Raw genomic sequence first — 19,011 nt, forward strand, 5'->3', positions numbered from 1 at the left:
TAGCCTAGCTAATGAGCTTGGCTAACGACATCCGAAAACCGTATGACCACCGTCACCGGCACGAACCTAGCTCACGATCGACTCCAGCGGTCCGCGCAGGAAGTACAGCACGAACAGCACCGCGACCCCGTACAGCAGCGGTCGCACGTCGCGGGCCTTGCCCACGGCCACCTTGATCACGACGTACGTGATGATCCCGGCGCCGATGCCGTTGGAGATGGAGTAGGTGAACGGCATCAGCGTGATCGCCAGGAACGCCGGCACCGCGATCTCGTAGTCGGTCCAGTCGATCTGCCGCACCGCCGTCATCATCAGGAAGCCCACCACCACCAGCGCGGTGGACGCCGCCTCGAACGGCACGATCGTGACCAGCGGCGCGAGGAACATGGCGAGCAGGAACAGCACGCCGGTGACCAGGTTCGCCACGCCGGTCCGGGCACCCTCGGCCACACCGGAGGCGCTTTCGATGTACGAGGTGTTGCTGGACACGCTCGCCGCACCACCGGCCGCCGCGGCGACGGAGTCGACGAGCAGGATCTCCCGGGTACGCGGCGGCATGCCCTCGGCGTCGAGGAGATCGCCCTCCTGACCGACCGCGACCATCGTGCCCATGGTGTCGAAGAAGTCCGTGATCATCAGCGTGAAAATGAACATGATCACGACCAGCCAGCCGGCCCGGCTCCACGAGTCCAGCACGTTGAACTCGCCCAGCAGCGACAGGTCGGGCACGTCGACGATCTTGTCCGGCAGCGCCGGCACGTTCAGCGACCAGCCGCTCGGGTTCGGCTTGCCGTCGACGAACGACGGGCCCACGTTGGCGATCGCCTCCACGACGATGGCGAGCACCGTGGTGGCCAGGATGCCGATCAGGATGGCGCCCTTCACCCGGCGCACGAACAGGATCAGCGTGAGCAGCAGGCCCAGCACGAAGACCAGCGCCGGCCAGCTGACCAGTTCGCCACCGATGCCCAGCTCCACCGGGACCGTGGTGCCGGCCGCGTCCGGGATGCGGCGCACGAAACCGGCGTCGACCAGGCCGATGATCATCAGGAACAGGCCGATGCCCACGCCGATCGCGGTCTTCAACTCGGTCGGCACGGCCCGGAACACCGCGGTCCGCAGGCCGGTCAGCACCAGCACGCCGATGAGCACACCCTCGATGACCACCAGGCCCATCGCGTCGGCCCAGGTCATCTCCGGCGCGATCTCGTACGCCACCAGTGCGTTGACGCCCAGCCCGGCGGCCAGCGCCAGCGGGAACCGGGCCACCACCCCCATCAGGATCGTCATCACGCCCGCGACCAGCGCGGTGCCCGCGGCGAGCGCGGCGATCGGCAGCGTGCCGCCCACGGCGTCCACCCCGGCGCCGAGGATCAGCGGGTTGAGCACCACGATGTAGGCCATCGTGAAGAAGGTGGCGAACCCACCGCGGACCTCCCGGCCGACCGTCGACCCGCGCGCGGTGATCTCGAAGTACCGATCAAAACCGTTTCCCGGCGTACGCGGTCCCGAGTCGACGCTCGCATCCGCTGGCGTAGTGGACATGCGCGCATCGTGTCAGTTCGCTGACCTCGGCAAAAGATCGGTTCTGTTACAACCGTCACGGGACCGCCCGGGCGATCTCCACGGACGTACCCTGAGGTCGTGGCCGAGATGTCCCCCGCACCGCGCTCCCGCGACTCCCGCCCCGATCCGGCGGATCGGGCCGACGCGCTTCCGGCGCTGACCGCGGTGACCGGGTCCAAGCCGCGGCCCGAACCGCTCGACCCGCCGATGGTGCCGGTCGCCCTGGCCGGGCTGATCGCGTTCGCGGTGGCCGGCGTCGTGGTGGTGCTCGCCGACGGCCCGTCCGAGTGGCGGTGGATCTGCCTGTCCGGCTTCCTGTGGGGCATCGTCGGACTGATCACCATGCTGCGGCACGACGCCGGACGCCGCCGGCGCCGCGCGCTGACCCATCCGGAGTTCCGGGTCGACCCGTCGTAGGGCGGGGGTCGACGTGGGTGTCGGTCAGGAGTGGCCGTAGTCCTCGGCGGGCTCGCTGGACTCGACCGAACCGGGGCCACGGCTCACCGCGACCTGCTCGACCTCGCTGTCGTCGTACACCGTGGGAAGTTCCTCGACCGGCGCCTCCGCGCCGACCTGCAGGGCCTCGGAGTGCGCACCGCAGCCGTGGTCCGCGCTCACCGCGCGGGCGTCGTCGGGCGCGTAGAGATTGCCGCAGACGCCGAACATCCGCCGCATCGAACCGGCCAGCGGCAGGTAGAACCCGCAGGTGCCGCAGCGGGCGGTGCGCGGCGCCGCGGTGGAGATCGGGGCCTCCGGGCCGGACTCGCCGTCATACCAGCGCTGGGCGGTGTCCATCCGGCCCTCGAGGGACATCACCCGCGGCCGGCCCAGGCCCAGCTCCCAGGAGATCTCCTCGACCGCCGGGTCGTCGCTGAGCACGTAACCCGGGGTCAGGCGATCGTCGTCCGGCGCGGTCGCCATCAGGTCGCCGACGCCCAGGTCGCCCGGCTGCACCCGCTCGTTCCACGGCACCCAGCCGGGCGCGAGCAGCGCGTCCGGGCCGGGCAGCAGCACGGTCTCGCACACCGTGACATGGCGGCTGCGCGGCACCCGGGTCACCGTGACCGCCCACCGCCAGCCCTGGTAGCCGGCCAGGTGACTCTCGAAGAAGTGGGTCACCACCCGGTCGCCCTCGGCCACCGCCTCCAGGTAGTCGCCGATGTCGCTCGGATCGACCTCGGTGATGGCGCTGCGAGCCACCCCGACGGCATCGGCACAGACCTGGTCGAGGCGGGCAGCACGGGCAGCGGTCCTGGTGGTCACCGGACCATTGTCCCTCACCGGCGGCACCCATTCACAACGACTCCCCCATAGTGGCGCGATCAGAGGGCGACGCGGGTCGCCCGGATCAGTCAGGATGGTCCCATGCCGTTGCTACCCACACTCGGACGGACGGTCGGCACCGGTGTGCGGGCGGTCCGCCTGCTGGTGCGCGGTTCCGTGCGCGGCAGCGCCTGGGCGACCCGCCGGGTGGGTGACGCCCGGGCCAAGGGCGCGGCCAACGAAATCGGCATGGTGCGCCTCTTCGATCTGCACGCGATCTCCTGCGCCGGAGACACGCTGATCGCCATCGGCCTGGCCGGGACCATCTTCTTCAACGCGCCACTGGGCGAGGCCCGCAGCAAGGTCGCGCTGTACCTGCTCATCACGATGGTGCCGTTCGCGCTGCTGGCGCCGGTGGTCGGCCCGCTGCTCGACCACTTCCGGCACGGTCGGCGATATGCGCTGGCCAGCACGATGCTGGGACGGGCGTTCCTGGCGTACGTCATCTCCGACAACCTGCTCGGCTTCGGTCTCTATCCGGCCGCCTTCGGCGTGCTGGCGCTGTCCCGCGCCTACGGCGTGGCCCGCTCGGCCGCGGTGCCCCGGCTGCTGCCGGACGGCGTCGGCCTGTCGCAGGTCGGTGCCAGAGCAAGTCTCTACGGTACGTTCGCCGGCGCGATCGTGGCACCGATCGGCCTGGCCGCGTTCTGGGTCGGTCCGCAGTGGTCGCTGCGGGTGGCGTCGGTGATCTTCATCGTCGGCATGGTCATCTCGCTGCGCCTGCCGCCCCGGGCCGACTCGGATCCGCCCGAGGAGATGCCCCGCCCGATCCGCACCGTGCTGCGTCTGCGCCGCGGCACCGACCGCCCGCTCTCCGGCCCGCTCGTCGTCAACACGCTGATCGGCAGCGCCAGCCTCCGCCTGCTGTACGGCTTCCTGCTGCTCTACTTCGCCTTCGCGATCAAGGCCGGCGACCTGGCCACCACCGTCGCCGGCCGGGACTTCGGCAACCAGGGCGCGGTGGCCCTGATCGGCGGCGCCCTGGCGGCCGGCACCTTCCTGGCCACCGCGATCGGCACCCGGCTGCGCATCCGCCGGCCCACCGCCCTGCAGTCCAGCGGTCTGACCATCACGGCGGGCGTGGCGGTGCTGGCCACGATCTTCTACACGCTGCCGATGGTGGCCCTGTTGTCCCTGGTCGCGGCGGTCTTCAGCGGCATCTCCAAGCTCGCGATCGACGCCAGCATCCAGGAACGCGTACCGGAACGCCTCCGATCCACCGCGTTCGCCCACTCCGAGACCGTGCTCATGATGGCCTGGGTGATCGGCGGTGCGGTCGGCATCATCCCGTTCACCGGCCGGCTGGGCGTGGCGATGGCCGCGGCGCTGGCCGTGACCGCCGCCCTCCGCGCCGGGTACGTCGCGGCCCGGCTGCACGGCGAACGCCTGCACGGCCGGCCCGACTCCACCCCCGACGACGAGACCCGGGTGGTCGACGACGAGCCGTCCACGGCGGCCGGCGACTCGGCAGCCCCCGCGACCCGCCCCGGCGAGCCGGCCGACCCGTGGCCGGACGCCCCCACCGTGGCCCCACCGTCGCGCGGCGGCACCAGCCACCCGGCGGCCGCAACCCGTGGCACCACCCAGCCGGGAAACGCCCCGGCCCGCGGCGCCACCCAGCCGCCGGCACGCGGCACCACCCAGCCGGCGGCCCAAGGCACCACCCAGCCGGCGGCCCAAGGCACCACCCAGCCGGCGGCCCAAGGCACCACCCAGCCGGCGGCTCGCGGCGCCACCCGGCCGGCGGAGGCGCCGGCCCGAGGCGGTGCTGGGGCCCCTCGCCCGGCCGGAATTTCGTCCGGCGCGGCCACCGGCCGACCGGGCCCGCACGGTGGGCGCGGCGAGCCGTCCGGTGGTCGACGACCGACCGACGGCGGCGGCGACCACGGCGATGCATCCGGCGACCGTCCCGACCCGACGCTGGTCGAGCCTCCGGCGCGGCCCAAGCGGCGCTTCGGTTGGCCGCGTAGGTCCCGGTCAACCGGCCCGTCCCCGTCCGAGTCGCACCCGACGGCCGCGCAGCCGACGGTTCCGCAACCGACCGTTCCACAGCCCACCGTTCCACAGCCTGCGGTTCGCCAGCCCACCGCTCACCAGCCCACCGCTCACCAGCCCACCGGTCCGGACCCGGCGCTGGCACCGCCCGGCTATCACGTCTACCGCCCCTCCTCGGCCGCCGAGTCCCACGGCGACCAGGGCGCGCACGACTGATGCGGCGCTTGCTGGTGGTCACCGCCGTCCCCGCGGAGGCCGACGCGATCCGAGCCGGCGACCAGACGGCCGGCGCCACCCCGGCGAAAACCCACCCAACCCGAACCGGCGACCGGGCGGCCGCCGTCACCACCCCGGCGAAGGCCGACGCGATCCCGGCCGGCGACCGGAAGATCCGGGTTACCGTCGCGGCGGTCGGGGTCGGTTCGGCCGTCGCCGCGGCCGGTACCGCCCGGTTGCTCGCGCTCGCCGAGGCCGGAGGTGACCCGTTCCACGCGGTGATCAGTGCCGGCATCGCGGGCGGCTTCCCCGGCCGGGCCGAGGTCGGCGCCACCGTGGTGGGCACCCGCAGCGTCGCCGCCGACCTGGGTGCGGAGACGCCGGACGGTTTCCGCACGGTGGACCAACTCGGCTTCGGCACCAGCCACCACGACACCGACAAGGACCTGCGGGAACTCCTGCGGTCCGCGTTGCCGACGGCCGTGGTCGGCGACATCCTCACGCTGGCCACGGTCACCGGCACCGCCGTCACCGCGGACCGCCTGGCCGTCGCGCATCCGGACGCGGCCGCCGAGGCGATGGAGGGCTACGGCGTGGCCTGTGCGGCGGCCGGGGCCGGTGTGCCGTTCGCGGAACTGCGGACCATCTCCAACCTCGTCGGCCCCCGCGACCGGGCCGCCTGGCGGATCCCCGAGGCCCTGGCCGCCCTCACGGCAGCCGCTTCGGCCGCTTTCATCCTCCCCGGTTAGCGGTCACGCTCCCCGGTTAGCGGTCACGCCGCGCGATCCCCGGGTCACCGTCCCCGGTTAGCGGTCACGCCCGCGCGATCCCCGGGTCACCATCCCCGGTTAGCAGGCACGCCCGCGCGATCCCTGGGGTCATCGGACACCGCGTCCGAGGAAGGTCCACGGCCGCGCTCGGCACAGCGTGTGGAGGAATGGTGCGCTCCCTGCCGGAACTCGACACGCCCCGCCCGGCAGAGCACAACGTGTGGAGAAGCGGCACGCTCCGCACCGGGCCTCAACACGGTCGAGAGGTGGCGCCACCGGAGCAGGCCCGGTGGAAGCCGGCGAGTGTGTGCGGAGAGACAGTGACGAGGGCGCGGTTCGGCCCACCGGTCCCGTTAGCGTGGGGACGTGGCGTTTTCCCTTGCGGTCTCACCTTGTCCGAACGACACCTTCATCTTCCACGCGCTGGTGCACGGGCTGATCCCCGGCGCGCCCCACGTGGATCTCACGTTCGCCGATGTGGACGTCACCAACACGGCCGCCGAGAAGGGTGCGTACGACCTGGTCAAGGTGAGCTTCGCGGCCCTGCCGTGGCTGCTCGGCCAATACCAACTGCTGCCCTGCGGCGGCGCCCTCGGCCGGGGCTGCGGCCCGCTGGTGCTGGCCCGGGAGGACCGCGATCTGACCGGCGCCACGGTGGCCGTGCCGGGCGACCGGACCACGGCGTACCTGTTGTTCCGTCTCTGGTCCGCGGACCGGCCGCCGGCGAAGGTGGAAGTGGTGCCGTTCGACCGGATCATGCCGGGGGTGGCCGACGGCACGTACGACGCGGGCCTGGTCATCCACGAGGCCCGCTTCACCTATCCGCGGTTCGGCCTGACCGCGCTGGCCGACCTGGGCGAGTGGTGGGAGAAGGACACCGGCCTGCCCATCCCGCTCGGCGCGATCCTGGCGAAGCGCGGCGTGGTGGATCCGGCCGAGGCGGCGGAGTGGATCCGCACCTCGGTGAGCATGGCGTGGGCGGACCCGGACGCGAGCCGCGAGTTCGTCCTCGCGCACGCCCAGGAGATGGAACCCGAGGTCGTACGGCAGCACATCGGGCTGTACGTGAACGAGTTCTCGCTGGATCTGGGCGACGAGGGGTACGCCGCCGCCGACGCCCTGCTCGGACGTGCGGCGGCGGCCGGGATCACCCCTGCGGTGACGCTGCGCTAGATCTCCAGCTCGCGGGCGACCGCGTGCACGAGCTGCGCGACCTTCTGCGCGGTGCGCTTGTCGGGGTAGCGGCCCCGGCGCAGGTCGGGCTGCACCTTGCCCTCCAGCACCTTGATCATGTCCTCGACCATGCCGTGCAGTTCGTCGGCCGGCCGGCGCCGCAGTTCGGCCACGGACGGCGGGGCGTCCAGCACCTTCACGCCGAGCGCCTGGGCGCCCTTGCGGCTGTCCACCACGCCGAACTCGATGCGCTGGCCGGTTTTCAGCTCGGCCACCCCGGCCGGCAGCGAACCCTTGGGCAGGAACACGTCCCCGCCTTCGTCACTGGTGACGAAACCGAATCCCTTCGCCGCGTCGTACCACTTCACTCGACCCGTGGGCACCGCTGACCTCAACTCATTCGCTGGAACGTGACTTCAAGGCTATCGAGGAGTTCGTGCCGGACCCAACCGTTATCCGCCGCAGGAGATCGGGCAGGGCGGTCAGGTCGTCGAGCACGTACGACGCACCGGCGGCACGCAACTCGTCGGCGCCGCAGGGGCCGGTGGCGACGCCGATGCCGGGTACGCCGGCGGTGCGCGCGGCGACCATGTCACCGACGTGATCACCCACATACCACCGCACCCCGTGCTCGGTCAGCGCCGCCGCCTTGCCCTCGGCGAACAGGTCACCGGCCAGCTCGTCGGCGACGAGGTCGAGGTGCTTCAGGTGCAGTGCGGCCAGCCGCCCGATCTTGGAGGTGACGACCACCACGCGGAGACCCAGCGCCCGGACCGCCCGCAACGCCTCCACCGCGCCCGGCATCGACCGCGTCGGGACGATGGCGTGCTCGGCGTAGAGCGTGCGGTACGCGGTGACCGCCGCCTCCAGGTCGTCGGCCGGGAACCAGTTGCGCAGCTCGGTGCGCAATGGCGGCCCCAGCCGGCTGACCGCGAGGTCGGCGTCGACGAACACCCCGGTCTGCGCGGTGAGCGCGCGGTACGCCGCCGCGATGCCCGGCCGGGAGTCGATCAGCGTCATGTCCAGGTCGAACCCGACCGCTCCGGTCACGGTGTGGTCGTCGGCGTGTACGTCAGTTCCTCCACCGGCAGCGGGAAGGTCTGGTCGTCACCGAACGGCGACGGCGCCGCCGGCCGGTCCGCGATCAGCTCGGACACGGGCAGGTGGCCGCCGTACACCGGGCCGGGCGCCGCGCCCGGCGACTCGGTCCCGTCGTTCTCGGTCACGCCGGTGCCCGGCATCGTCGGCTCTGCGGCCACGACTGTCCCCCTCGTCCCTCGTCGGCCCGGCCAACCCCGAACCCTTCACCATCGTCCCACGAGCGCGGTGGGTACGCGGTGCCCGGAGGACGCGGCTAGCGTGGAGAGCGATGACCACCTCATTCGCCGACCAGCTCCGCGCGCTCTCCGACGAGGCACTGGGCGCACTCATCCGGGTGCGCCCGGACCTTGTCGTACCCGTGCCCTCCGATCTGTCCGCGCTGGCGGTACGTGCCCAGTCCCGCGGCTCGGTGGCCCGCTGTCTGGACGCGCTCGACGAGTTCACCCTGCAGGTCCTCGACGCGGCCCGGCTGACCCGGTCCGCGGAGACCGCGCTGACGTCGGTGGACGCGATCCTGGCGCTGGCCGCGGACGGGCCGGCGGACGAGGTGCGGTCGGCCGTCGACCGGCTCCGCGACCGGTTCCTGCTGGCCGGTGCACCGGACGCGCTGCAGGTGGTGGGCGCGGTGGACGAGGTCACCTCGCCCTACCCGGCAGGTCTGGGCCGGCCGGCCGACTTCCTGGACCCGCGGGCGGCGGCGCTCTGCGCGGACCGGGCGAAGCTGCGGCGGACCGTACTGTCCGCGCCGCCGGGCGCCCGCGCGGTGCTGGACCGGCTGGCCGCCGGCCCGCCGGTCGGCGCGCTGAACGGCACCGCGGCGATGGCCGAGCCGGTGCGCTGGCTGGTCGACAACCACATCCTGGTGCCGATCTCGGACGCCGGCCGGGCCCCACGGCCGGACGGTGAGCTGGTCGAGCTGCCGCGCGAGGTGGGCATGCTGCTGCGCCGCGACACCGGGCCGCTGGGCCCGCTGCGGCCGGCGCCGCCCACGCCGGACGGCCCGGCCCGCGACCCGAAGGCGGTCGACTCGGCCGGTGCCGGGCAGGCCATGGAGGCGGTACGCACCACCGAGGTGCTCCTGGAGGCGCTGGCCGCCGAGCCGGCACCGGTGCTGAAGACCGGCGGGCTGGGGGTACGCGACCTCAAACGCCTGGCCCGCGCGTCCGGCGTGGACGAGTCCTCGGCCGCGTTGTTTCTCGAGGTGGCGTACGCGGCCGGCCTGCTCGGCGAGGCGGAGGCGGGGGGCTCGGCACGCGCGGTCACGGTCAGCCGGGCGAGCGGCGGCCTGGACGAGATCTTCCTGCCCACCGGCGCGTACGACCTGTGGCGCGCGCTGAGTGTCGCCCGGCGCTGGCACGCGCTGGCCGTGGCCTGGCTGGCGATGACCCGGCAGCCGGGGCTGGTCGGGCAGCGCGACGAGCGGGACCGGCCGATCAACGCGCTCTCCCCCGAGGCGGAACGCGGCGGCGCACCGCAGGCCCGCCGCGAGGCGCTGCACGCCCTGGCCGGGTTGCCGGCCGGCACCGCGCCGCCGGTGACCGCGGTGTTGGAGCTGCTGAGCTGGCAGGCTCCGCGGCGGGCGCGCGGGCGGGAGGCGGCGCACCGGGACGCGCTGGCCGGTGCCGCCACGCTCGGCGCCACCGCGCTGAACGCGCTGACGTCGTACGCGCGGTTGTTGACCGCGGACCGATCGGAGGCGGAGGCGGACCCGCTCGGCGCCGAGACGTCCGAGACGTCCGACGCGATCCGGGCCCTGGACTCGCTGTTGCCGGCGCCGGTCGACCACGTGCTGGTGCAGGCCGACCTGTCGGTGGTGGTGCCGGGGCCGCCGGAGCCGGAGCTGGCCGCCGAGCTGGAGGTGGTGGCGGAACCGGAGTCGGCCGGTGGCGCCAGCGTGCACCGGGTCACCACGGCCAGCGTGCGGCGTGCGCTCGACGTCGGGTACAGCGCCGGTGACCTGCACGCGCTGTTCCGGCGGCGGTCCCGTACCCCGGTGCCGCAGGCGCTCACCTACCTGATCGACGACGCGGCCCGCAAGCACGGCGGGCTGCGGGCCGGCTCGGCGGGCGGGTACCTGCGCAGCGACGACGAGGCCCTGTTGGCCGAGGTGATGGCGGACAAGCGGCTCAGTGTGCTGGCGCTGCGCCGGCTGGCTCCCACCGTGCTGGTCAGCCCCTACCAGGTGAGCCGACTGCTGGGGGCGCTGCGCGACGCGGGGTTCGCGCCGGTCGCCGAGGACGCCGGTGGTGCCGCGGTGCTGTCCCGGCCGAAGGTGCGGCGGGCGCCGAGCCGTACCCCGGTGTCCGCCCGGGTCGACCACAGCGGGCCGCCGATGCTGGCCGGGCCGCGCCTGGCCGGCGTGGTCGAGCAGATCCGCCGGGGCGACGTCGCCACCCGCGCGGCCCGGCGCGCGCCGATCACGGTCCGCGCCGCGAACGGCCAGCCCGGGCCCGGCCTGACCGCGGTGCAGGCGCACGGCCAGGCGATGGCCGTGCTGCAGCAGGCGGTACGCGAGAAGGCCCGGGTCTGGGTGGGGTACGTGGATTCGCACGGTTCCACGCTGTCCCGGCTGGTGCGCCCGGTCTCGTTGAGCGCCGGCTTCCTGCGCGCCGAGGACGAGCGGACTGAGACGCTGCACACCTTCGCCCTGCACCGGATCACGGCGGCCGTGCCGGAGGAATAGAGCTCGCTGCAGTCCGGACAAGGGCGGCGGTGGGGCTGCGGATGGTGTGCCAGACTGGAGGGTCTTTTCCCGTCCGTAGAAGGGCACCTTGGTGAGCGGCGGACCCCTGATCGTGCAGTCCGACAAGACTCTGCTGCTGGAGGTGGACCACCCCGACGCCCAGGCGTGCCGGATGGCGATCGCGCCGTTCGCCGAGCTGGAGCGTTCGCCCGAGCACGTGCACACCTACCGGCTGACCCCGCTCGGTCTGTGGAACGCCCGCGCCGCCGGCCACGACGCCGAGGGGGTGGTGGACTCACTGATCAAGTTCTCCCGGTACCCGGTGCCGCACGCGCTGCTGGTCGACGTCGCCGACACCATGGACCGGTACGGCCGGCTGCAGCTCGCCAACGACCCGAACCACGGCCTGGTGCTGCGCGGCCTGGACAAGATCGTGCTGCTCGAGGTGAGCAAGAGCAAGAAGCTGGCCGGCATGCTCGGTGCCCGGCTCGACGACGAGACGATCGCGGTGCACGCCTCCGAGCGCGGCCGCCTCAAGCAGGCGCTGTTGAAGCTCGGCTGGCCGGCCGAGGACCTGGCCGGTTACGTCGACGGCGAGGCGCACCCGATCGAGCTGGCCGAGGACGGCTGGCACCTGCGCTCGTACCAGCAGGAGGCGGTGGACGGGTTCTGGGCCGGCGGCTCGGGCGTGGTGGTGCTGCCCTGCGGTGCCGGTAAGACGCTGGTGGGCGCGGCCGCGATGGCCACCGCCAAGGCGACCACGCTGATCCTGGTGACGAACACCGTCGCCGGGCGGCAGTGGAAGCGGGAACTGGTGGCGCGCACCTCGCTGACCGAGGACGAGATCGGCGAGTACTCCGGCGAGCGCAAGGAGATCCGGCCGGTCACCATCGCCACGTACCAGGTGCTCACCTCGCGCCGCGGCGGCGCGTTCACCCACCTGGACCTGTTCGGCGCCCGCGACTGGGGCCTGGTCATCTACGACGAGGTGCACCTGCTCCCGGCGCCGATCTTCCGGTTCACCGCGGATCTGCAGGCCCGCCGCCGGCTCGGCCTGACCGCGACGCTGGTACGCGAGGACGGCCGGGAGGGCGACGTGTTCTCGCTGATCGGCCCGAAGCGGTACGACGCGCCGTGGAAGGACATCGAGGCGCAGGGCTGGATCGCGCCGGCCGAGTGCATCGAGGTCCGGGTCACGCTCACCGACGCGGAGCGGATGTCGTACGCGGTGACCGAGGCGGAGGAGCGGTACCGGGTGGCGGCCACCGCCCGCACCAAGCTGCCCGTGGTGCGCGCCCTGGTCGCCCGGCACCCGGACGAGCAGGTCCTGGTCATCGGCGGGTACATCGACCAGCTGCACCAGCTCGGCGAATATCTGGACGCGCCGATCGTGCAGGGTTCCACCACGAACTCCGAGCGCGAGCGGCTGTTCGACGCGTTCCGGTCCGGCGAGGTGAAGACGCTGGTCATCTCGAAGGTCGGCAACTTCTCGATCGACCTGCCGGAGGCGGCGGTGGCGATCCAGGTGTCCGGCACGTTCGGCTCCCGCCAGGAGGAGGCGCAGCGGCTCGGACGGGTGCTGCGCCCGAAGGCGGACGGCCGGCAGGCGCACTTCTACACGGTGGTGTCCCGGGACACCATCGACACCGAGTACGCCGCGCACCGGCAGCGCTTCCTGGCCGAGCAGGGCTACGCGTACACCATCGTGGACGCGGACGACGTGCTCGGACCGTCGCTCCCGCAGATCGACTGAGCTAACCGACGCGGGTGATCGCGGGCGCGGGGGGCGGCGCGTCCGTGCCGCTGGTCTGGGCGAAGAACATCAGGCCGACGCAGCCCACCAGGAACAGCAGGACGGCCGCCGCCACCAGCCCGATCAGCCACCACGGCAGGCCGGACCCGGCGGACTGGGCGGGTGCGGTCGGCGGGGGCACCGGCGCGGGCATAGGGCCGGGCATAGGGCCGGGCATGGGAGCGGACCTCGGACCGGCCTCCTCGTAGGCGGCCGCGGCGACCACCTCGGGGCTGCCCAGCCGTTCCAGGATCTCGATCAGCTCGCCCTCCGACTGGGCGCCCTGTTCGGCGCGGAGCGTGGCGATGTGGGTCTCCAGATCGGCGAGCAGCTCGCGGCGCTGCAGCAGCGGCAACCCGCTGAGCCGCAGCTCCACCTCGCGCAGGTACTCCCCCACGACGTCGGTCCTGTTCATGCTCATGCCTCAGTCCCCACCAGACGGTCGACGGTCTGTCGAAACGAAACCCACTCGGTACGGAAGTGCTGGAGTGCCGCCCGGCCGCTGTCGGTGAGCGTGTAGTACCGCCGCGGCGGCCCGGCCGGCGACTCGCTCCACTTGCTGTCCAGCCAACCGACCCGGCGCAACCGGGAGAGCAGGGGGTAGACCGTGCCCTCCGAGGTGGCCAAGCTCCGCTCGGCCCCGAACCGGCGCACGATCTCGGTGCCGTAGCTGTCCTCGCGTTCGACCATGGCCAGGACGCAGAACTCCAGCGTCCCGCGCCGGAGGCTGGTCGAGAGCTGCGCGGCATCAGTCATGCCAGCCACGGTACCTTGCGTCGCAAGGTACGTCCAGACAGGTTCGCCGCCCGTGCCCGATCGGGCGGTCAGGGCAGGCGAGGGCCCGGGCTGAGCAGGTCTTCCAGCAGGTCACCGTGCTCGGAGACGCGGTCCAGCACCTCGCCCGCGCCGTACTGCCGGGCCGGCTCCTCGCCGGTCGCGATCGCCTCGACCTCCGGCCAGGTCAGCGGCGTCGACGCGGTCGGCGACGACTGCGCCCGCAACGAGTACGGCGCCACCGTGGTCTTCGCCGCGTTGTTCTGGCTCCAGTCGATGAAGATCTTGCCGGGCCGCAGGTTCTTCGCCATCTTCGCGGTGATCGACTTCGGCACCATGGCGGCCAGTTCCTCGGCCACCTTCCGGGCGTAGCCGGAGACGTACTCGGCGTCCTGCTCGCCGGCGATCGGGCAGCACAGCTGCATGCCCTTCTTGCCGGACGTCTTCGGGTACGCGGCGATGCCGTCGGTGGCCAGCCGGTCGCGCATCAGCACCGCGACGCCGCAGCACTCCTTCAGCCCGGCCGGGGCGCCCGGGTCCAGGTCCACCACCATGAGATCCGGGTCGGCGCCGATCCGCCATTGCGGCGTGTGCAGCTCCAGCGACGCGAGGTTGGCCACCCAGACCAGCGTGGCCAGCTCGTCGACCACCACGAAGTCGATGGTCTCCCGGCTCTTCGTGGACCCGGGCACCGGCAGCGTCTCCAGGCGGACCCAGTCCGGCGTCCCGCCCGGGGCGTTCTTCTCGAAGAAGTGCGCACCGTCGACGCCGTTCGGATAGCGGATCCGGGTGAGCGCCCGGTCCCGCAGGTGCGGCAGCAGCACCGGCGCGATCCGGGTGTAGTAGTCGATGACCTCACCCTTGGTGAAGCCCGCGTCCGGGTACATGATCTTGTCGAGGTTGGACAGCTCCAGGTCCCGGCCCTCGATCTGGACCGGGAACCGTTGTTTCCCGCTAACCGGCATCGTCGTCGTCCTCCACGCACTCCTCCGGGGTCTTGTCCGGGCGCAGCCGCAGGAAACGGGGGAACCGCAGCCGCCCGTCGGGGGTGCGGTTGCCGTACCGGATCTCGACCACCAGTTCCGGACGTACCCAGTGCGCGCCGCGCGCATCCTCGCGCGGCACCGCCCCGTCGGCGAACGGCGACGCGGGCGCGGCGAGCGGCCGGAGCACGTCCAGCAGTTCCTGCTCACTGGCGCCGCTGATGCCGCCGCCGACCCGGCCCCGGAAGAGCAGCCGGCCGGCCGGACCGGGCATGCCGACCAGCAGTCCGCCCAGCCGGCGCGCACCGGCCCGCCAGCCACCGATCACGTAGTCACCGGTGCGGTCGAACTTCACCTTGATCCAGTCCGGTGAGCGCAGACCGGGCAGGTACGGCGTGTCCACCCGCTTCGCCACCACGCCCTCGAGCCGGTTCTCCCGGGCCGCCGCCGCGGTCGCCGCCCCGTCCGCGAAGACCGGCGGGACCATCCAGTGCGGCCCGGCCAGGTCCAGCTCCTCCAGCCGCTCCCGGCGCACCGCGTACGGCAGGTGCATCAGGTCCTCGCCGCCGAACCGGAGCAGGTCGAAGATCATGTACGTGACCGGCAGCGTGCCGGCCAGCCGGGCGGCCCGCAGCGGCTCGCGGACGTGCATCCGTTCCGCCAGCGCGGTGAACGACGGCCGGCCGTGCGCGTCGAGCACCACCATCTCGCCGTCCAGCAGCGTCCCGGCCGGCAACCGCAGGCCGGTCAGCTCCGGATAGGCCAGCGTGACCACGGCGCCGGAACGGGCGTACAGGTGCGGCGCGCCGCCGTCGAACAGCGCCAGGACCCGGACCCCGTCCCACTTGAACTCGTAGCTCCAGCCCGGGCCGGCCGGCAGCGGACCCGTGCTCGCGAGCATCGGGGACAGGGGCGCACCGGGCACTCGATCACCATAGGCGGGTCCGAACACCTTACGCAGGCGTCTCACTAATGCCATTCTTGATCGGAGAGCAGGTCACGGGGGTGGGAGGCGCACAATGCGGGCGATCTGGAAGGGCGCGGTCTCGTTCGGCCTGGTGTCGATCGCCGTGAAGCTCTACTCGGCGACCGAGGAGAAGGACATCCGGTTCCACCAGGTGCACCGCACGGACGGCGGCCGGATCAAGTACAAGCGCACGTGTTCGGTCGACGGCGAGGAGGTGACCTACGACGACATCGCCAAGGGGTACGACATCGGCGGCGGCGAGATGGTCATCCTGACCGACGAGGACTTCGCCGACCTGCCGCTGACCACGTCCCGGGCGATCGACGTGCTGCAGTTCGTTCCGGCCGACGAGATCGACCCGATCATGTTCGCCAAGTCGTACTACCTCGAGCCCGAGGGCCAGGCGGCCAAGCCGTACGTGCTGCTCCGGGACGCCCTGAGCGACGCGGACCGGGTGGCCATCGTGAAGATCGCGCTGCGCCAGCGGGAGCAGCTCGCCACGCTGCGGGTGCGCGACGACGTGCTGGTGCTCAACACCATGCTCTGGCCGGACGAGGTCCGCAACGTCGACTTCGGGTTCCTGGACGAGGACATCGAGACCCGCCCGGCGGAGTTGGCCATGGCCAGCTCGCTGATCGACTCGATGGCCGGCAGCTTCAAGCCGGAGGAGTTCACCGACAACTACCGGGCCGCGCTGCAGGAGGTCATCGACGCCAAGGTCGAGGGCCGGGAGGTCGTCGCGCCGGAGGAGACCGAGGAGGCGCCGGCCGCCGCGGTGGACCTGATGGCCGCGCTGAAGGCATCCGTGGAACGCGCCAAGAAGGCACGCGGCGAGAAGCCCGAGGAACGCGCCGAGACGGTACGCGCCACGCCGATCAGCGAGGCGAAGTCCTCCGGATCGTCCGGCAAGGCCGCCCCGGCGAAGAAGGCCGCCGCCAAGAAGGCCGCCCCGGTCAAGAAGGCTACCAAGGCCGCGTCCTCCGGCACCGCCGCGAAGAAGACCACCCCGGCGAAGAAGGCGGCGAAGAAGTCCGCCTGACTACAGTTGTCCCGTGGCATTGACGTGGAACGAGTCCTACCTCGGGCGGGTCCGCACCAGCATCGGCGATGCCGACACGCTGCTGTTCGTCGGCGCTCGTGGCGTCATCCTGGACGACCAGAACCGCCTGCTGCTCATCCAGCGCTCCGACAACCACCGCTGGGCGATCCCGGCCGGCGCGATGGAACTCGACGAGAGCATGGAGGAGTGTGCGATCCGCGAGGTCTGGGAGGAGACCGGGCTGCGGGCGACGGCGCTGACCCCGTTCGCGTTCTACTCGTCGTACACGTACACCAACGACTGGGGTCACACGTACCAGCAGATCCTGATGTCCTTCCGGATCCACACCTGGGAGGGTGAGCTGCAACGGCAGACCGAGGAATCGGTCGACGCCGGGTTCTTCCCGCTGGACGCGCTGCCCGGGCCGAAGTCGCCGATCATCGGCGAGACCCTGGCCGATCTGGCCGAGTTCGAGCGCACCGGCCGGATGGTCTTGAAATAGCGTCGCGCCCGCGCGGGCGCTGATGCAGGATCGCTGACGTGACTGATCGGCCCCGGCGCCGGCTGGGGCTCGACCTCACGCCGCTGCGCACCTCGCGCGACTACCGCCTGGTCTTCATCGGCGGCTCCATCTCCGGCTTCGGGTCCTTCATCACCTATGTGACGATCCCGTTCCAGGTCGCGGAGATCACCGCCGACCCGCTCATGGTCGGCCTGCTCGGCGTCTGCGAGCTGGTGCCACTGCTGATCATGGCGTTCGTCGGCGGCGCGCTGGCCGACTTCCTGGACCGTCGCCTGCTGGTCCGGGGCGCGGAGTTCGCCCAGACCGCGCTCTGCGGAGTCCTGCTCCTCAACGCGCTCTCCGACGAGCCCCACCTCTGGTTGCTGTACGTGGTGGCCGCCCTGACCGCGTCCGTGGACGGGCTGCAACGCCCGGCGCTGGAGGCCATGGTCCCCCGGCTGGTCCGCCCGGAGGAGATCCCGGCCACCATGGCGCTGCGGTCCCTCTCCATGCAGATCGCCCAGCTGGGCGGCCCGGCCCTGGCCGGCGTGCTGATCGCCACCATCGACCTGGAATGGGTGTACGCCTTCGACCTGGTCACCTTCGCGGTGTCCCTGCTCTGCCTCACGCTGGTCCGGGCGGTACCGCCCCCGCCGGACGCCGACCGCCCGTCGCTCAGGTCGGTGGTGACCGGCCTGAAGTACGCCCGCAGCCGCCCCGAACTGCTCGGCACCTACCTGGTCGACATCAACGCCATGTTCTTCGGCATGCCCCAGGCGCTCTACCCGTTCCTGGCCACCCAGCTCGGCGGCCCGAAGGTGCTGGGCCTGCTGTACGCCGCCCCGGCCGCCGGATCACTGCTCGCCACCCTGGGCTCCGGCTGGACCGGCCGGGTGCACCGGCACGGCCTCATGGTGGTCCTCGCGGCCGCGGCCTGGGGCGTCGGCATCATCGGCGTGGGCCTGTCCGACATGCTGTGGCTGACCCTGCTGTGCCTGGCCTTCGCCGGTGCCGCGGACATGATCTCGGGCATCTTCCGGTCCATCATCTGGAGCCAGACCATCCCGGACCACCTGCGCGGGCGCCTGGCCGGGATCGAGATGCTCTCGTACTCCACCGGGCCGCTGCTGGGACAGCTGCGCTCGGGCGCGATCGCCCGCACCTCGCTCGGCGTGAGCGGTTCGATCTGGGTGGGCGGGGTGCTCTGCATCGTCGGCACGGCGGCGCTGGCCGCCGCGTTGCCGCGGTTCGTGCGGTACAACGGGGCCGACGGCATGGCCCGCAAGCAGGCCGAGGACGACGCGTGGCGGGCCGCCGCGGCGGCCCGCGCCACTCCGGACCGGCCGCTGCGCAGCTGAGGGCCAGTCGAGTACCGGCCGGCACGGCGCGCCGCACGCTCGAGATTGCCGGCAGGTCAGCCCGGCAGCCGGGTGATACGGCCGTGGCGCACGGACCCGGTCCGTGCGCCACGTGCGCTCTGCGCTGTCCGTACCTCTGCGGTTCAGACCTTCTGCTTTTCGTGCGCGCCCTCGGCGATCTCCTCGAGCATCTTGTCGCAGAAGGCCGGCAGGTCGTCCGGCTTGCGGCTGGTCACCAGCCCGCTGTCGACGTAGACCTGCTCGTCCACCCAGGTCGCGCCGGCGTTCGCCAGGTCGGTGCGCAAGCTGGGCCAGCTGGTGAGCGTCCGGCCGTCCACCACGCCGGCCTCGATCAGCGTCCACGGGCCGTGGCAGATCGCCGCGACCGGCTTGCCCGCCGCGAAGAAGTCCCGTACGAAGCGGACGGCGTCCGGATCGGTACGCAGGAAATCGGGGTTCGCCACCCCGCCGGGCAGGACCAGGGCGTCGTACTCCTCCGGGTTGGCGTCCTTGACCTGCTTGTCCACGGCGTACGTGCCGGCCTTGTCCATGTGGTTCACGGCCTGGATGTCTCCGGTCTTGATGGAGATCAGTTCGGCCGTGCCACCGGCGGACTCGACGGCCTTGCGGGGTTCGGTGTACTCGACTTCCTCGACCCCATCGGTCGCGAGGAACGCCACCCGCTTGCCCTTGATGGAGGTGGTGGCCATGATCGGGCTCCCTTCCGTCGTTGCCTGTTCCGGAACGGTGCCCGGGTCGCGCCGGGGTA

Annotated in this window: 19 protein-coding genes; 9 read left to right on the forward strand and 10 right to left on the reverse strand. The window is 72.4% G+C overall.

What is annotated here, in order from left to right; genetic code table 11:
* Positions 1–66: 66 nt before the first annotated feature.
* On the reverse strand, positions 67–1,545 hold the full coding sequence (locus tag LDL48_RS16800; protein ID WP_225256070.1) for an NCS2 family permease: 1,479 nt from the start codon (positions 1,543–1,545) through the stop codon (positions 67–69).
* Between the two features lie 228 nt (positions 1,546–1,773).
* On the opposite strand from LDL48_RS16800, the gene LDL48_RS16805 reads away from it, so the two are divergent.
* Entirely contained in the window at positions 1,774–1,983 is a 210-nt protein-coding gene (locus LDL48_RS16805; RefSeq protein ID WP_225256199.1) for a DUF2530 domain-containing protein, read from the forward strand.
* A gap of 24 nt (positions 1,984–2,007) precedes the next feature.
* On the opposite strand, the gene LDL48_RS16810 is transcribed toward LDL48_RS16805, so the two are convergent.
* A complete protein-coding gene (locus LDL48_RS16810) occupies positions 2,008–2,847 on the reverse strand; it encodes a DUF3027 domain-containing protein (protein WP_372472130.1) in 840 nt (279 codons plus the stop codon).
* A gap of 84 nt (positions 2,848–2,931) precedes the next feature.
* Here LDL48_RS16810 and LDL48_RS16815 point away from each other — a divergent pair, with 84 nt between their 5' ends.
* The 3 genes from LDL48_RS16815 (at position 2,932) to LDL48_RS16825 (ending at position 7,043) form a co-directional block, all read left to right on the forward strand.
* Positions 2,932–5,100: an MFS transporter gene (locus LDL48_RS16815; RefSeq protein WP_225256072.1), complete on the forward strand. Its 2,169-nt coding sequence runs from the start codon at positions 2,932–2,934 to the stop codon at positions 5,098–5,100.
* A complete protein-coding gene (locus LDL48_RS16820) occupies positions 5,100–5,849 on the forward strand; it encodes a futalosine hydrolase (RefSeq protein ID WP_225256073.1) in 750 nt (249 codons plus the stop codon). Before LDL48_RS16815 ends, LDL48_RS16820 begins: the two co-directional genes overlap by 1 nt.
* A 387-nt stretch (positions 5,850–6,236) precedes the next feature.
* Positions 6,237–7,043, forward strand: a complete 807-nt coding sequence (locus tag LDL48_RS16825) for a 1,4-dihydroxy-6-naphtoate synthase (protein WP_225256074.1) — start codon at positions 6,237–6,239, stop codon at positions 7,041–7,043.
* Here the strand turns inward: LDL48_RS16825 and LDL48_RS16830 are convergent.
* The 3 genes from LDL48_RS16830 to LDL48_RS16840 are packed head-to-tail and all read right to left on the reverse strand — an operon-like array spanning position 7,040 to position 8,302.
* A complete protein-coding gene (locus LDL48_RS16830) occupies positions 7,040–7,426 on the reverse strand; it encodes a cold-shock protein (RefSeq protein WP_225256075.1) in 387 nt (128 codons plus the stop codon). The genes LDL48_RS16825 and LDL48_RS16830 overlap by 4 nt on opposite strands.
* A gap of 13 nt (positions 7,427–7,439) precedes the next feature.
* Entirely contained in the window at positions 7,440–8,093 is a 654-nt protein-coding gene (locus tag LDL48_RS16835; RefSeq protein WP_225256076.1) for an HAD family hydrolase, read from the reverse strand.
* Positions 8,090–8,302 carry a hypothetical protein gene (locus LDL48_RS16840; protein WP_225256209.1) on the reverse strand — a complete coding sequence of 71 codons (213 nt, stop codon included), beginning with the start codon at positions 8,300–8,302 and terminating at the stop codon, positions 8,090–8,092. Before LDL48_RS16840 ends, LDL48_RS16835 begins: the two co-directional genes overlap by 4 nt.
* A 110-nt stretch (positions 8,303–8,412) precedes the next feature.
* Here LDL48_RS16840 and LDL48_RS16845 point away from each other — a divergent pair, with 110 nt between their 5' ends.
* Both LDL48_RS16845 and LDL48_RS16850 read left to right on the forward strand, forming a co-directional pair.
* Complete coding sequence (locus tag LDL48_RS16845) at positions 8,413–10,827, forward strand: helicase-associated domain-containing protein (protein ID WP_225256077.1); 2,415 nt, start codon at positions 8,413–8,415, stop codon at positions 10,825–10,827.
* Positions 10,828–10,918: 91 nt separating this feature from the next.
* Positions 10,919–12,580, forward strand: coding sequence for a DNA repair helicase XPB (locus tag LDL48_RS16850; protein WP_225256078.1), 1,662 nt, complete (start codon positions 10,919–10,921; stop codon positions 12,578–12,580).
* Between the two features lies 1 nt (position 12,581).
* Here LDL48_RS16850 and LDL48_RS16855 read toward each other — a convergent pair whose 3' ends face one another.
* From LDL48_RS16855 to ligD (LDL48_RS16870), 4 genes are all read right to left on the reverse strand, one after another.
* Positions 12,582–13,040 (reverse strand): HAAS signaling domain-containing protein, encoded by a 459-nt coding sequence (locus LDL48_RS16855; protein WP_225256079.1) that lies wholly within the window; start codon positions 13,038–13,040, stop codon positions 12,582–12,584.
* Positions 13,037–13,375, reverse strand: coding sequence for a PadR family transcriptional regulator (locus LDL48_RS16860; protein ID WP_225256080.1), 339 nt, complete (start codon positions 13,373–13,375; stop codon positions 13,037–13,039). Before LDL48_RS16860 ends, LDL48_RS16855 begins: the two co-directional genes overlap by 4 nt.
* 68 nt (positions 13,376–13,443) lie before the next feature.
* The gene (ligD, locus tag LDL48_RS16865; protein WP_225256081.1) at positions 13,444–14,358 is read right to left on the reverse strand and encodes a non-homologous end-joining DNA ligase; all 915 of its coding nucleotides are present in this window, start codon (positions 14,356–14,358) and stop codon (positions 13,444–13,446) included.
* A complete protein-coding gene (ligD, locus tag LDL48_RS16870) occupies positions 14,348–15,301 on the reverse strand; it encodes a non-homologous end-joining DNA ligase (protein WP_225256082.1) in 954 nt (317 codons plus the stop codon). The genes ligD (LDL48_RS16865) and ligD (LDL48_RS16870) overlap by 11 nt, the downstream gene beginning before the upstream one ends.
* A 94-nt stretch (positions 15,302–15,395) precedes the next feature.
* On the opposite strand from ligD (LDL48_RS16870), the gene ku reads away from it, so the two are divergent.
* Genes ku through LDL48_RS16885 form a run of 3 tightly spaced genes read left to right on the forward strand, consistent with a single transcriptional unit; the run spans position 15,396 to position 18,242 of the window.
* A complete protein-coding gene (gene ku, locus LDL48_RS16875; protein ID WP_225256083.1) occupies positions 15,396–16,382 on the forward strand; it encodes a non-homologous end joining protein Ku in 987 nt (328 codons plus the stop codon).
* 13 nt (positions 16,383–16,395) lie between these two features.
* A complete protein-coding gene (locus LDL48_RS16880; RefSeq protein ID WP_225256084.1) occupies positions 16,396–16,884 on the forward strand; it encodes an NUDIX domain-containing protein in 489 nt (162 codons plus the stop codon).
* 38 nt (positions 16,885–16,922) lie between these two features.
* Complete coding sequence (locus LDL48_RS16885) at positions 16,923–18,242, forward strand: MFS transporter (RefSeq protein WP_225256085.1); 1,320 nt, start codon at positions 16,923–16,925, stop codon at positions 18,240–18,242.
* A 143-nt stretch (positions 18,243–18,385) separates the two neighbouring features.
* Here the strand turns inward: LDL48_RS16885 and LDL48_RS16890 are convergent, their stop codons facing one another.
* Complete coding sequence (locus tag LDL48_RS16890) at positions 18,386–18,952, reverse strand: type 1 glutamine amidotransferase domain-containing protein (protein WP_225256086.1); 567 nt, start codon at positions 18,950–18,952, stop codon at positions 18,386–18,388.
* Positions 18,953–19,011: the final 59 nt, after the last annotated feature.

It is taken from the genome of Jidongwangia harbinensis, from assembly GCF_020216025.1.
Lineage (GTDB): Bacteria > Actinomycetota > Actinomycetes > Mycobacteriales > Micromonosporaceae > Actinoplanes > Actinoplanes harbinensis.

Coding starts and splice junctions, on each gene's coding strand:
- LDL48_RS16800 (WP_225256070.1), bottom strand. CDS start 1,545: ATGTCCACTACGCCAGCGGATGCGAGCGTCGACTCGGGACCGCGTACG.
- LDL48_RS16860 (WP_225256080.1), bottom strand. CDS start 13,375: ATGACTGATGCCGCGCAGCTCTCGACCAGCCTCCGGCGCGGGACGCTG.
- LDL48_RS16845 (WP_225256077.1), top strand. CDS start 8,413: ATGACCACCTCATTCGCCGACCAGCTCCGCGCGCTCTCCGACGAGGCA.
- ku (WP_225256083.1), top strand. CDS start 15,396: ATGCGGGCGATCTGGAAGGGCGCGGTCTCGTTCGGCCTGGTGTCGATC.
- LDL48_RS16805 (WP_225256199.1), top strand. CDS start 1,774: ATGGTGCCGGTCGCCCTGGCCGGGCTGATCGCGTTCGCGGTGGCCGGC.
- ligD (WP_225256081.1), bottom strand. CDS start 14,358: ATGCCGGTTAGCGGGAAACAACGGTTCCCGGTCCAGATCGAGGGCCGG.
- LDL48_RS16815 (WP_225256072.1), top strand. CDS start 2,932: ATGCCGTTGCTACCCACACTCGGACGGACGGTCGGCACCGGTGTGCGG.
- LDL48_RS16855 (WP_225256079.1), bottom strand. CDS start 13,040: ATGAGCATGAACAGGACCGACGTCGTGGGGGAGTACCTGCGCGAGGTG.
- LDL48_RS16890 (WP_225256086.1), bottom strand. CDS start 18,952: ATGGCCACCACCTCCATCAAGGGCAAGCGGGTGGCGTTCCTCGCGACC.
- LDL48_RS16820 (WP_225256073.1), top strand. CDS start 5,100: ATGCGGCGCTTGCTGGTGGTCACCGCCGTCCCCGCGGAGGCCGACGCG.